This is a genomic window from Arthrobacter koreensis (assembly GCF_035792275.1).
Taxonomy (GTDB): domain Bacteria; phylum Actinomycetota; class Actinomycetes; order Actinomycetales; family Micrococcaceae; genus Arthrobacter_B; species Arthrobacter_B koreensis_A.
On sequence record NZ_JAMWKK010000003.1, the window covers coordinates 17,731 to 31,019 of the forward strand.

Sequence of the window (13,289 nt, forward strand, 5' to 3'; positions counted from 1 at the left end):
CCGGCCCGCAGGCATGGCGGCGGGGCGAACCCGCTAGGCTGAAACCATGCGAATACTAGTCACCGGAGGAACCGGTTACATCGGCTCCCACACCACGCTTGAGCTGCTTCAGGCCGGACACGACGTTGTAGTTATGGACAACCTCGCCAACTCCAGCACCGAATCCCTGAACCGGGTCCAGGAACTCTCCGGGCGCACAGCTGCGTTCGTGCAGGCAGACCTGCTTGACCCGCAGGCACTGGAAGCAATCTTCACAGAGCACTCCCCCGAAGCCGTCATCCATTTCGCCGGCCTGAAGGCCGTCGGGGAATCCGTGGCCAAGCCGCTGCACTACTACCGGAACAACGTTGCCGGCACGCTCAATCTGCTGGATGCCATGGACCGGCACGATGTGCGCACCATCGTCTTCAGCTCCTCCGCCACGGTTTACGGAGCTTCGGAAGAAGTGCCGCTGGCAGAGGACATGCCCATGGACGCGGTAAACCCCTACGGGCGCACCAAGGAGCAGATCGAGGACATCCTTGCGGACCTCGGTGCCTCGGACGAGCGCTGGAGCATCGCCCTGCTGCGTTACTTCAACCCGGCGGGCGCCCACGAGTCCGGGCGCATCGGAGAGGATCCCACGGGTATTCCCAACAACCTGCTTCCCTTCGTGGCCCAGGTTGCTGTCGGACGCCGGGACAAGGTCATGGTCTTTGGCAACGACTACCCCACTCCGGACGGCACCGGTGTGCGCGACTACATCCATGTCATGGACCTGGCGTCCGGCCACCTCGCCGCCCTCGACTACATCGCGGCCCGCAAGGGGGTCAAGCGCTGGAACCTGGGTACCGGAAACGGATCCTCGGTGCTGGAGGTCCTGGCCGCTTTCTCCAAGGCGGCCGGAAAGGACGTTCCCTACGAGTTCGCACCCCGCCGTCCCGGTGACGCCGCCGTCAGCTATGCCGATCCCTCGGCAGCCCAGGCGGAGCTCGGCTGGTCTGCCGGCCGTTCCCTGGATGACATGTGCCGCGACCACTGGAACTGGCAGAAGCAGAACCCCCAGGGCTACGCCGCCCAGGCCTAGCTTCCGCTCGCCGCGGAGGTAAAGGAAAAGGACGGGCCCGCATCCTCAGTGAGGATGCGGGCCCGTCCTTTTGGTGCCTGCCTGGAACCGGCGATGCCGGGCCGGGTTTAGCGCTCCGGGTAGTTGCGTTCCTGGACACCCGTGTACAGCTGCCGCGGACGGCCGATCTTGGTCTGCGGGTCCTGCATCATTTCGCGCCACTGGGCGATCCAGCCCGGGAGGCGTCCGATCGCGAAGAGGACGGTGAACATCTTCTCGGGGAAACCCATCGCCTTGTAGATCAGGCCGGTGTAGAAGTCCACGTTCGGGTAGAGCTTGCGCTCAATGAAGTAGTCATCCGCGAGGGCCTTCTCTTCGAGGCGCATGGCGATGTCCAGCAGTTCGTCGTTGCCGCCCAGGTCCGCGAGGATTTCGTGTGCGGTGGCCTTGACGATCTTGGCGCGCGGATCGTAGTTCTTGTAGACGCGGTGCCCGAAGCCCATGAGCTTCACGCCGTCTTCCTTGTTCTTGACCTTCTCCATGAAGGTTTCCGGCTGCATGCCGGTGGACTGGATGTCCCGGAGCATGTTCAGCACGGCCTCATTCGCACCGCCGTGGAGCGGGCCGAAGAGTGCGCTGATGCCGGCCGAGATGGAGGCGAACATGTTGGCGTTGGAACTGCCGACCAGCCGAACGGTGGAAGTCGAGCAGTTCTGCTCGTGGTCCGCGTGCAGGATCAGCAGCAGGTCCAGGGCCTTGACCAGCTTCGGGTTCAGTTCGTACGGTTCGGCGGGCAGGCCGAAGGAGAGCCGCATGAAGTTCTCCACCAGGTTCATGGAGTTGTCCGGGTAGAGCATGGGCTGGCCGATGCTCTTCTTGTGCGCGTAGGCCGCGATCACGGGAAGCTTTGCCATGAGGCGAACGGTGGAGAGTTCCACCTGCTCCTCGTCAAAGGGATCCAGCGAGTCCTGGTAGAAGGTCGACAGGGCGCTGACGGCCGAGGACAGCACCGGCATCGGGTGCGCGTCGCGCGGGAAACCGCCGAAGAAGCCCTTGAGGTCCTCGTGCAGCAGCGTGTGGCGGCGGATCCGGTGGTCGAACGCCTCCAGCTCTGCCGGGGTGGGCAGGTTGCCGTAGATGAGCAGGTACGAGGTTTCAAGGAAGCTCGAGTGCTTGGCCAGCTGCTCGATCGGGTATCCGCGGTAGCGCAGGATGCCGGCATCGCCGTCGATGTAAGTGATCGCCGAGGTTGTGGCCGCGGTGTTCATAAAACCGGGGTCGAAAGTAACGGTGCCGGTCTGCTTCAGCAGCTTCGATACGTCGAAGCCGTCGTTGCCCTCGTTGGCCGCGATGCGGGGCAGCTCCAGCTTGTCCGCCGGGTCGGTCCCATAGTGCAGCTCGGCACTCGGTCGCTCAGTCATGTTTCTCCTTCAGGAGTTTGAAGAACCCACTGCTACGGGCCCGCATCCTCGTGAGAAGAGCGCCCATAGTACACATTCGTGCTTATATCTATTTCGCTAAAACGCTACCGGGTTACCGGGCGATACAACTAATCGGCGGCCATGTTGTTGTGCAAGCGCAACATGAGTGCATGATGCCACCGGCCAATCAGCCCGCGGCTGCTTCCAGCCGCCGGACTGCCGCAGCGATCCGCTCGTCGCTTCCCGTCAGCGCAACCCGCACGTAGCCTGCGCCTGCATCACCGTAGATAACGCCGGGGCCGACGACGATGCCCAGGGCAGCGAAACGTTCCACTGTGGTCCAGGTGTCCTCGCCGGCAGTCGCCCAGAGGTAGAGCCCGGCTTCGGAGCTGCTGATCTTCAGTCCGAACGCTTCCAGCGCCGGCACCAGCATCTCGCGCCGGGCGCGGTACTTGTCCTTCTGCTCCGCCACGTGCCGGTCGTCGGACAGAGCTGCGAGCATGGCCGCCTGGACGGGAGCCGGGACAATCATGCCGGCATGCTTCCGGCTGTTGACCAGGTTCGCAATGATCGCCCCGTCGCCGGCCACGAAAGCGGCGCGGTAGCCGGCGAGGTTGGACTGCTTGCTCATCGAGTAGACGGCCAGCAGCGACTCGCTGCTGCCTCCGCTGACGCGCGGGTCCAGGACCGAGGGAACCGGGGCGCCGCCGCGTGCGGTGTCCCATTCGCCCCAGCCGAGTTCGGCGTAGCATTCATCCGACGCTACGACGGCGCCGAGGGACCGGGCCTGGGCGACCAGGGCGGCCATCGATTCGGCACCACGCACACTGCCGGTCGGGTTGCCAGGAGAGTTGATCCAGACCAGCCGTACGCGTGCCCGGGTCTGTTCATCGAGTTCGCTGAGGTCGTCTGCGGCCACGGGCGTTGCACCGGCAAGCACCGCACCCATGTCGTACGTTGGGTAGGCCACGGTCGGACGTACGACGACGTCGCCTGCGCCAAGTCCGAGCAGCAGCGGCAGCCAGGCCACCAGTTCCTTGGACCCTACCGTGGGCATAATGTCCTGCGGGTCCAGTCCGGGCACGGACCGGCGGCGGGCGAACCACTGCGCGATCCCTTCCCGCAGCTCGGGCGTGCCGTGCGTCGTGGGGTACCCGGGGGCATCCGCTGCGGCAGCAAGCGCCGCCTGGATGAAGTCCGGGGTGGGGTCGACCGGCGTGCCGATCGAAAGGTTCACAGTTCCGTCAGCGTGCGCCGAAGCCTGCTTCACGTACGGCGCCATCGCTTCCCACGGGTACTCGGGAAGGTTCAGTCCGAAGCTGCCGGAGGCTTGTGCGCTCATCCCTGGTTCTGCGGCGGAAGTGCGGCGATCAGCGGGTGATCCTTGTGGGTGTTGCCAAGCTTCGCCGCGCCGCCGGGAGATCCCAGGTCGTCGAAGAACTCGACGTTGGCCTTGTAGTAATCGGCCCATTCCTCGGGAGTGTCGTCCTCGTAGTAGATGGCCTCGACCGGGCAGACCGGTTCGCAGGCTCCGCAGTCCACGCATTCGTCAGGGTGGATGTAGAGGGAGCGTTCACCTTCGTAGATGCAGTCCACGGGGCACTCTTCGATACATGCCTTGTCTTTTACATCCACGCATGGCTGCGCAATTACGTACGTCACGTCCCTTTGCCTTCCTTGGTGTGCGGATCCCCGCGTCGCCGCAGGTCTCCACGAGGTAATGCTTCCACGTTAGTAGTCCGTACCATTATCTCCCAGCCGGGAGGGTGCCGCGTACTATGTAACGGTGAGAAGCCCATCCCCCGAGGAACGCCTGCGTGCCGCCGGTACCGGGCAGCGCGCCGTCGTGCGTTACCGGATTGACGGCGGACTGACCGACGCCCTCGGAACCATCACCGCCCTGGACGCGGAGGGATGCACCATAGAGACCCGCACCGGGCCGGTAACCATAGAGTGGTCCCGGGTGACGGCGGGAAAACCGGTTCCCCCGGCCCCGGAACGCCGCAGGCCCCGGAACCCCGGCGCTCCGGACTAGGGGTCCGCCAGCCCGGCGTATGCTGGGTTGATGCCAAACGATGATGTGATTCAGGCCCGGGGACGGGCGCTGAGCTCTCCGGTCCGCCTGCGGATCCTGCGTTTGTGCCTGCACGCGGATCGCACCAACAAGGAAATCGCCGAGGCACTGGATTTGAACCCTGCCACGGCCCTGCATCATGTGCGGACCCTGCTGGGCACCGGGTTCCTCGCCGCCGGCACGCCGCGGACCGGAAACCGCGGTGCCAAGGAGATCCCCTACCGCGCCACCGGGCTGAGCTGGAAAACCTCCCTGCCGGAGAGCGCCAACATGGTCTTCATTGAGACCTTCCTGCAGGAAATCGAGGGACTGCCCCCGTCTGACATCGAGGTCGTCCGTATGGGCCTGTGCCTTAACGAGGAAAACCGCCGCATCCTGATGGACAAGCTGCGGGCGGTTTTCGACGATTATGCTTTGCGCGGGCCGGACGCGGACGGCACGCCCACATCCCTCATGCTGGCCCATCATGCGGACCACACAAGCGAGCGGCTGGCTTCCGGAGCCGCCTAGCCGAGGGGATCCGGACCGGGCCGGTAGCCCGGGTCGGTTCCATAGGGCAGGACGGGGCTCTCGGCAGCAGCACGCTCAAAGCGGGCTTCGCGCCGAAGTACGACGGCGGTGACCAGGACCGCTGCCACCGTGGCCAGGGACTGCCCAAAGAGCCAGATAAGCCCCGCCGTTACCACCGCCAGGTCCAGTCCTGAGGACGTCCCGGTGACGATCAGCGGACCACTGAAGACATCCAGGGAAAAGGCACCGAGCAGGACGTAGGTCAGCACGCCGGTGGCAGCGCTGACTGCCACTGACCGTGCCCACAGGCCGGCAAAGACCGCGACGGCGGCGCTGAAGACCAGCGCTCCGACCGCACCCAGCGGCAGCGGGGTATCCCCTGCGTACAGCACCTGGGCGTGCAGTGACGTTCCCAGGATGCCGGCGGCGAGGGCACCAAGCACCACGGCCACAGGGCCCCGCCAGCGCGGGACCCCGTGGCCTGGTGCCTGGAACTGGACGATTGGACTAGGCCTTCGCGCGGGCGCGGTTGGCCTTGGCACGCTCGTTGGCGTCCAGGATGAGCTTGCGGATGCGGATCGCTTCGGGGGTGACCTCCACGCACTCGTCCTCGCGGGCGAATTCGAGGGATTCCTCGAGGGTCAGCTTGCGCGGCGGGGTCAGGTTCTCGAAGGTGTCCGAGGATGCTGCACGCATGTTGGTGAGCTTCTTTTCCTTGGTGATGTTCACGTCCATGTCATCGGCGCGGGAGTTCTCGCCGACGATCATGCCTTCGTATACCTCGGAGGTGGGCTCCACGAAGAAGGAACCGCGTTCCTGCAGGTTGATCATCGCGAACGGCGTGACGACGCCGGCGCGGTCAGCGATCATCGAACCGTTGGTGCGGTATTCGATCGGACCGGCCCACGGCTCGTAGCCCTCGGCGATGGATGCGGAGATGCCGGCGCCGCGGGTTTCGGTGAGGAAACGGGTGCGGAAGCCGATCAGGCCGCGGGCGGGAACGATGAATTCCATGCGGACCCAGCCGGTGCCGTGGTTGGCCATGTTGACCATGCGGCCCTTGCGGGCTGCCAGCAGCTGGGTCACGGCGCCAAGGTATTCCTCGGGCACGTCGATGGTCATGTGTTCCATCGGCTCGTGGACCTTGCCGTCAACCAGCTTGGTTACAACCTGCGGCTTGCCGACGGTGAGTTCGAAGCCTTCACGGCGCATCTGCTCAACCAGGATCGCCAGGGCAAGCTCGCCGCGGCCCTGGACTTCCCAGGCATCCGGACGCTCGGTGGGCAGGACGCGCAGGGAAACGTTACCGATCAGTTCCTTGTCCAGGCGGTCCTTCACCTGGCGTGCGGTGACCTTCGCACCCTTGACCTTGCCGGCCAGCGGGGAGGTGTTGATGCCGATGGTCATGGAGATCGCGGGATCGTCCACGGTGATCAGCGGCAGCGGCTTCGGGTTCTCCACGTCGGTGAGGGTTTCACCAATGGTGATGTCTTCGATGCCGGCGACGGCGACGATTTCACCGGGGCCTGCGGACTCGGCGGGAACACGCTCGAGGGCCTTGGTGGCCAGCAGTTCGGTGATCTTCACGGTCTTCAGGGTGCCGTCGTGGCGGGCCCAGGCGACCTGCTGGCCCTTGCGCAGGGTGCCGTTGAAGATGCGCAGCAGCGCGAGGCGGCCCAGGAAGGGGGAAGCATCCAGGTTGGTGACGTGAGCCTGAAGGACACCTTCGGGATCGTACGTCGGAGCCGGGATGTGGTCGATGATGGTCTTGAACAGCGGTTCCAGGTTGTCGTTCGCGGGAGCCTGGCCGTCTGCCGGCTGCTCCAGGGACGCTGCACCGACGCGGGCAGCGGCGTAGACGACGGGGACGTTCAGGACCAGGTCAAGATCAAGGTCGGGAACTTCGTCGGCGAGGTCGGAGGCCAGGCCAAGGAGCAGGTCCATGGATTCGCTGACAACCTCGTCGATGCGGGCGTCGGGGCGGTCGGTCTTGTTGACCAGCAGCACCACGGGCAGCTTGGCGGCCAGCGCCTTGCGCAGCACGAAGCGGGTCTGCGGCAGCGGGCCCTCGGAGGCATCAACGAGCAGTACAACGCCGTCGACCATGGACAGGCCGCGCTCGACCTCACCGCCGAAGTCGGCGTGGCCGGGGGTGTCGATCACGTTGATGGTGATGGTTTCGCCGTTGGCAGCCGGACCGTTGTAGAACACGGTGGTGTTCTTGGCCAGGATGGTGATGCCCTTTTCACGTTCCAGGTCACCTGAGTCCATCACGCGTTCTTCGACATCTCCGTGCGAAGCAAAGGAGTTCGTCTGCTTGAGCATGGCGTCGACGAGGGTCGTTTTGCCGTGGTCAACGTGGGCCACAATAGCAACGTTGCGGAGATCGCTACGCACTGCGCTGTTTACAGCCGTGTTGGTTTCTGACATGCGTGAAGACTCAATTCATAGGTAACAGTTCGGGGATAATTCACAGTGGTCCGGAATCGATCCGGAGAATCCGGCAGTTCTGTACAAATGCTGCGTTGGAACACACGTGTAAGAAGTCACCGAGAGGCCGCCGTCAGCGGGCACCGTACCATTCTAGTCGTTTTGCCAAAGGTTCCCTAATGCGCTTCGGCCGCCGGCCACGCCCGGGACCGCTCATGCCGCTTCGGGAGGCAGTTCCAGGCCCGCTCCGGGGATCGCAGCGAGCAGGGCCTTGGTGTAGTCCTGCTGCGGATTGCCGAAGACTTCTTCCGTGCTTCCGGTTTCCACCACCTTTCCCTTCTGCATCACGCAGACATCGTCCGCAATCTGCCGGACAACAGCCAGGTCATGGGTGATGAACAGGTAGCTCAGGCCGAGGTCCGCCTGCAGTTCGGCGAGCAGGTTGAGGATCTGTGCCTGCACCAGGACGTCGAGGGCGGAGACCGCTTCGTCACAGATGACGACTTCCGGATCCAGGGCAAGGGCACGGGCCACTGCAACGCGCTGGCGCTGGCCGCCGGAGAGTTCGTTGGGGAACCGGCGCATCACGGACTGCGGCAATGCCACCTGGTCCAGCAGCTTGCGGACCTTCGCTGCCCGGCTGGCCGCGTCCCCGATCCCATGGACTCGCAGCGGCTCTTCGATCGTGTGGAAGATGTTGTACATCGGGTCCAGCGATCCGTAGGGGTCCTGGAAGATGGGCTGGACGCGGCGCCGGAATGCGAAGAGCTTCTTCCGGTCCAGGGTGGTCGTGTCCACTCCGTCAAAGAGGATGCTGCCGCTGGTGGGGGTTTCAAGGTTCAGCACCATACGGGCAACCGTTGACTTGCCCGAGCCGGATTCGCCGACGACGGCGGTGGTGGTCCCCCGCGGAACCGAGAAGGAAACGTTGTCCACGGCTTTGAAATCCGTGTGCCGCCCCAGTCCGCTGCGCAGCCTGAAGACCTTGGTCAGGTTGCGGACTTCGATGACGCCGGGCTTGGCCGCATCGTCCGGAACCGCCGGGGCCGGCGCCTCCAAACCCCTGTCCCGGAGGCTGTCGATCCGCTTTGACGCGAGCGACGGCGCGGATTCGACGAGCCGCCGGGTGTAGGGATGCTTCGGGTTCCGGAGGATCTCCAGCGCCGGCCCGGATTCCACGACCCGCCCCTTGTACATCACCACCACGCGCTGGGCACGTTCGGCAGCCAGGCCCAGGTCATGGGTGATCAGCAGCACGGCTGTTCCCATTTCCCTGGTCAGCGACTCCAGATGGTCAAGGATCTGGCGCTGCACCGTCACATCCAGCGCCGAAGTCGGCTCGTCTGCGATCAGCAGCCGCGGCGAGCAGGAAAGACCGATGGCGATGAGGGCCCGCTGCCGCATGCCGCCGGAGAATTCGTGCGGGTACTGCCTGGCGCGGGAGGCGGCGTCGGGCAGTCCTGCCTGGCCCAGCACCCGGGCGACGTCCGCGTCAGTGGCGGGACGGCCGTTGGCCTTCAGCGTCTCGCGTACCTGGAAGCCGATCTTCCACACCGGGTTCAGGTTGGACATTGGATCCTGCGGCACCATGCCGATCGAGTTGCCGCGGAGCTCCACGATGCGCTTGGCACTGGCGTGGGTGATGTCTTCACCGTCAAAGAAGATCTGGCCGGCGCTGACCTGTCCGTTGCCGGGCAGCAGTCCGATGGCCGCGAGCGCCGTCGTCGATTTTCCTGAACCTGACTCCCCCACGATTGCCACGGTTTCACCCGGAAGCACGGTCAGGTTCGCGTCCTGGACGGCGTTGACCGTGCCGTTGGAGGTCGTGAAGGAAATCGCGAGCGAGCGGATGTCCAGCAGCGGTGCCGGCTCGGTGGCCGGGTTTTGGGCAGTGGAGGTCATAGCTTGCGGGCTTTCGGGTCGAGGGCATCACGCACGGCGTCGCCGAGCATGATGAAACTGAGGACGGTGACGGACAGCGCCCCCGCCGGCCACAGCAGCGCTGCCGGATTGGAGCGCAGCGAGGTCTGGGCGGCGGAGATGTCATTGCCCCAGGACATGATGTCCGGCGGCAGGCCGATCCCCAGGAAGGACAGGGTGGCTTCAGCCACGATGAAGGTACCCAGCGAAATGGTGGCAATCACGATCACCGGCGCCAGGGCGTTGGGCAGTACATGCTTCACCAGGGCCTGGAACCGGGAGACGCCCAGGGCGCGGGAGGCGACGACGAAGTCCGCGTTGCGCACGGAAATCACTGCTCCCCGCGTGATGCGGGCGATTTGCGGCCAGCCGAAGACCACCAGGGTGAGGACGACGGTCCAGATGTTGCGGTTCTCGCGGAACATGGGCAGCTGCATGACGATGATGGCGCCCAGGATCAGCGGCAGCGCGAAGAAGATGTCGCCCAGCCGTGCGATTACCGCGTCCAGCCAGCCGCCGTAGTAGCCGGCGAGCGCGCCGAGGGTTCCGCCCAGCAGTACCACCGAAGCGGTGGTGATGACGCCGACCAGCAGGGAGGCACGGGTACCGTAGATCAGCCGCGAGTAGACATCGCAGCCCTGCAGGGTGAATCCGAGCGGATGCCCGGGGCTCGGTCCTGCGTTGGAGTCCGCCAGGTAGCAGGCCCCGTCCGGCGGCGTCTGGGTAAAGAGCTGTGGAAAGGCTGCCACGGCGATAATAAGCAGGATCAGCAGGGCGGAGATGATGAACAGCGGCCTGCGGCGAAGGTTCCGCCATGCCTCTCCCCACATGCTCAGCGGGGCCTTGCCGTCCTGGACGGCGTCGGTCTCCGGCAGTACGTCCGAATCCACCGGCGCAACAAAGTGCTCCTGGGTCCGGGAACTCTTACTCATAACGGATCCTTGGGTCCAGCCAGGCGTACAGCAGGTCCACCAGCAGGTTCGCCACCACATAGACAAGGACCAGCACGCTCACGATGGAGACGATGGTGGGCCCTTCGCCGCGGATGACGGCCTGGTAGAGCTTCTGCCCGACGCCGGGAACGTTGAAGATGCCTTCCGTGACGATCGCCCCGCCCATCAGCGCACCCAGGTCCGCACCCAGGAAGGTGATGACCGGGATCAGGGAGTTGCGCAGAATGTGCACGGTAACTACGCGCCCGCGGGAGAGGCCCTTGGCCGTGGCGGTTCGGACGTAGTCGGCATTCATGTTTTCAATGACTGAGGTGCGCGTCAGCCGCAGGACGTAGGCGAAGGACGCCAGGCCCAGGACGACGGCGGGAAGTATCAGGTCGCTCCAGCCGGCACTGGCCCCCACAGTGGGAGCTGTCCAGCCGAGTTTGACGCCGATGATGAACTGCAGCAGGAAACCCAGCACAAAGACCGGAATGGCGATGACCACCAGTGAAACGAAAAGCACGGTGGCATCGAAGATACGGCCCTTCTTCAAACCTGCGATCAGGCCGAAGACAATCCCGAACACTGCTTCGAAGAGCAGCGCCAGCACAGCCAGGCGCATGGTGACCGGGAAAATCTGGGCCAGGACTTCGGCCACGGGACGGCCGGAGAAGTCGTTGCCTAGGTTGAAGGTCAGCAGGTTCTTCAGGTACTCGAAGTACTGAACGATGAAGGGCTGGTCCAGGTTGTACTGTTCACGCAGCTGCGCCGCGACCACCTCGTTGACCGGCCGGTCCCCGAACAATGCGGCGATCGGGTCTCCGGGGAGGGAGAAAACGAGGAAATAGACCAGCAGCGTTGCCCCGAAGAACACCGGGATCATCTGCAGGACCCGGCGTGCAATGTATCTGGTCATCGGCGGGACCTGCCCTGGTCAGTTCGAAGGGCTGGTTTGAACATGGAAAACCATCCTGTTCCGACGGCAGGCGGCCGGGGCCGCTCCCCGCTTCCTGCCTGCCGGACAGGAAACGGGAAACGGCCGCCGGCTCGCCGGCCAGGGTTACTTGCGTGCGATGTTGTAGTAGACAGGCACGCCGTTCCAGCCGGTTTCGACGTCAGTGACGTTGCTGCTCCAGCCGGTCTGGGATACCTGGTACCACAGCGGTACTACCGGGAGGTCCTGAAGCAGGACTTCCTGGGCCTGGTTGAAGATGGCCGCACCTTCCTCAGCGGTGGGCGCGGACAGGCCCTGCGAGAGCAGGTCGTCGAATACCTGGCTCGTGTAGTCGCCGTCGTTGGACCCGGCACCGGTTCCGTAGAGCGGGCCGAGGAAGTTGTACAGCGACGGGTAGTCCGCCTGCCAGCCCGTCCGGATGGCTCCGGAGAGAGTCTTGGCAGTGGCGTCCGAACGCAGTTCCTTGAACGTCGAGTACGCCTTGCCCTGAGCGTCCACGCCGAGGACGTTCTTCAGGGAGTTGCACACTGCGTCAACCCATTCCTTGTGGTCGCCGTCGGCGTTGTAGCCGATGGTGAAGGCCTTGCCCTCGGGCCACGGGGAGATGGCTTCTGCTTCTGCCCAGAGTTCCTTGGCACGCTCGGGGTTGTAGGCCAGGACTTCCGAGCCGGCGAGCTCGGAGTTGAACCCTTCAATGACGGGCGCAGTGAAGTCCTTGGCCGGCTGCCGCGCACCGGAGAAAATGACGTCAGTGATTTCCTCGCGGTTCACTGCCATGGAGATGGCCTGGCGGCGCAGCGCACCGGCTTCCCCGGAGAACTCATCGAGGTACTGGGGAATGGTGATCGTCTGGTTTTGGGCCGTCGGCTTCTCCGAATAGCGTCCCTCGCCCAGGTCTGACGTGAAGGTCTTCTGGGCTGCGGCCGGCATCTGGTCCAGTACGTCAAGGTTGTCCGCCTGCAGGTCCGCGTACGCGGCATCGTAGGAGGAGTAGAACTTGAACGTCACACCGGTGTTCTGCGGAACGCGGGTGCCCGTGTACTCAGGGTTGGTAACCAGGTCGATCTGGACTTCATGCTGCCAGGCGTTGTCACCGGCCAGCATGTAGGGGCCGTTGCCTACCGGGTTTTCCCCGAACGCTGCCGGGTCCTCAAAGGCCTCGGCGGGCAGCGGGTAGAAGGCGGTGTAGCCCAGACGCAGCGGCCAGTCGGATTCCGGCTGGGAGAGCGTCACGGTAAAGGTCTTCTCATCGAGAACCTGCAGGCCGCTCATGGTCTCTGCGGTTGCGCCTTCGGCACTGACTTCGTCATAGCCTTCGATGCTCTCGAAGAAGTATGAGTTCAGCTGTGCGTTCTTGGCAGCAGCCCCAAAGTTCCATGCATCCACGAAGGATGAAGCCGTCACAGGTTCCCCGTTGGAGAAGGTCTTTCCGTCCTTCAGGGTAATTGTGTAGTGCTGCGAGTCCTCGGTCTCGATGGACTCGGCAATCTCATTGACGGTCTTGCCGTCGGCGTCGTAGCTCACAAGGCCTTCGAACAGAAGGTCCATGATCCGCCCGCCGCCCACCTCGTTGGTGTTGGCGGGGAGCAGCGGGTTCTGCGGCTCGGTGCCGTTGGCCGTAATACTCGTACTGGTGGCAGCGGAGTTCGTGTTCTCGGTGCCTCCGCCGCAGGCTCCCAGCGCTAGGGCGGCGACCACCGCCACGCTGACAACCTTGGATACGCGCTGTAAACGCATTCCGCCTCCTGGATAGAAAGGAAGCCGGTGTCTAGTTTCCGGCGCTGATGCCCGGGTAGCAGCTGCTGGGAGGATCCCAATGTCTCTTCCTCAGACCTCAGCAATGGTCCTTGGTTTCCCGGGGTTTTCCGGGCAACCAAAAGGGGACACGCCCGCAGGAGCAACCCGTTGTGCGGATGCCCTCGAAGCCTGTCCCCCGTGTACAAAAGTATATCGAGCAGGGCTCGGATATAACGATTCGAGGACGATGTTAGATCCGCCA

Annotated in this window: 12 protein-coding genes; 3 read left to right on the forward strand and 9 right to left on the reverse strand. The window is 64.4% G+C overall.

The window, feature by feature from the left end; translation table 11 throughout:
• Positions 1 to 46: 46 nt before the first annotated feature.
• Complete coding sequence (gene galE, locus NGB94_RS03575; RefSeq protein WP_325789153.1) at positions 47 to 1,066, forward strand: UDP-glucose 4-epimerase GalE; 1,020 nt, start codon at positions 47 to 49, stop codon at positions 1,064 to 1,066.
• 107 nt (positions 1,067 to 1,173) lie between these two features.
• Here the strand turns inward: galE and NGB94_RS03580 are convergent, their stop codons facing one another.
• The 3 genes from NGB94_RS03580 to fdxA form a co-directional block, all read right to left on the reverse strand.
• A complete protein-coding gene (locus NGB94_RS03580) occupies positions 1,174 to 2,466 on the reverse strand; it encodes a citrate synthase (RefSeq protein ID WP_325789155.1) in 1,293 nt (430 codons plus the stop codon).
• Positions 2,467 to 2,653: 187 nt separating this feature from the next.
• Entirely contained in the window at positions 2,654 to 3,808 is a 1,155-nt protein-coding gene (dapC, locus tag NGB94_RS03585) for a succinyldiaminopimelate transaminase (protein WP_325789157.1), read from the reverse strand.
• Positions 3,805 to 4,128 carry a ferredoxin gene (gene fdxA, locus NGB94_RS03590; protein WP_091602954.1) on the reverse strand — a complete coding sequence of 108 codons (324 nt, stop codon included), beginning with the start codon at positions 4,126 to 4,128 and terminating at the stop codon, positions 3,805 to 3,807. Before fdxA ends, dapC begins: the two co-directional genes overlap by 4 nt.
• 124 nt (positions 4,129 to 4,252) lie before the next feature.
• Here fdxA and NGB94_RS03595 point away from each other — a divergent pair, with 124 nt between their 5' ends.
• Together NGB94_RS03595 and NGB94_RS03600 are read left to right on the forward strand one after the other, a co-directional pair.
• Complete coding sequence (locus tag NGB94_RS03595) at positions 4,253 to 4,501, forward strand: hypothetical protein (protein ID WP_325789159.1); 249 nt, start codon at positions 4,253 to 4,255, stop codon at positions 4,499 to 4,501.
• A 30-nt stretch (positions 4,502 to 4,531) separates the two neighbouring features.
• Positions 4,532 to 5,050: a winged helix-turn-helix domain-containing protein gene (locus NGB94_RS03600; RefSeq protein ID WP_325789160.1), complete on the forward strand. Its 519-nt coding sequence runs from the start codon at positions 4,532 to 4,534 to the stop codon at positions 5,048 to 5,050.
• On the opposite strand, the gene NGB94_RS03605 is transcribed toward NGB94_RS03600, so the two are convergent.
• The 6 genes from NGB94_RS03605 to NGB94_RS03630 all read right to left on the reverse strand — a co-directional run bounded on the left by NGB94_RS03605 (position 5,047) and on the right by NGB94_RS03630 (position 13,027).
• Positions 5,047 to 5,502, reverse strand: coding sequence for a hypothetical protein (locus tag NGB94_RS03605; protein ID WP_325789161.1), 456 nt, complete (start codon positions 5,500 to 5,502; stop codon positions 5,047 to 5,049). The two genes, NGB94_RS03600 and NGB94_RS03605, sit on opposite strands and share 4 nt — an antisense overlap.
• Positions 5,503 to 5,557: 55 nt before the next feature.
• The gene (gene typA / locus NGB94_RS03610; protein ID WP_325789162.1) at positions 5,558 to 7,480 is read right to left on the reverse strand and encodes a translational GTPase TypA; all 1,923 of its coding nucleotides are present in this window, start codon (positions 7,478 to 7,480) and stop codon (positions 5,558 to 5,560) included.
• Positions 7,481 to 7,693: 213 nt separating this feature from the next.
• Positions 7,694 to 9,382 carry an ABC transporter ATP-binding protein gene (locus NGB94_RS03615; protein WP_325789163.1) on the reverse strand — a complete coding sequence of 563 codons (1,689 nt, stop codon included), beginning with the start codon at positions 9,380 to 9,382 and terminating at the stop codon, positions 7,694 to 7,696.
• On the reverse strand, positions 9,379 to 10,332 hold the full coding sequence (locus NGB94_RS03620; protein ID WP_325789164.1) for an ABC transporter permease: 954 nt from the start codon (positions 10,330 to 10,332) through the stop codon (positions 9,379 to 9,381). The genes NGB94_RS03615 and NGB94_RS03620 overlap by 4 nt, the downstream gene beginning before the upstream one ends.
• Complete coding sequence (locus NGB94_RS03625) at positions 10,325 to 11,251, reverse strand: ABC transporter permease (protein WP_325789166.1); 927 nt, start codon at positions 11,249 to 11,251, stop codon at positions 10,325 to 10,327. The genes NGB94_RS03620 and NGB94_RS03625 overlap by 8 nt, the downstream gene beginning before the upstream one ends.
• A 144-nt stretch (positions 11,252 to 11,395) precedes the next feature.
• Positions 11,396 to 13,027, reverse strand: a complete 1,632-nt coding sequence (locus tag NGB94_RS03630) for an ABC transporter substrate-binding protein (RefSeq protein WP_325789167.1) — start codon at positions 13,025 to 13,027, stop codon at positions 11,396 to 11,398.
• Positions 13,028 to 13,289 lie beyond the last annotated feature (262 nt).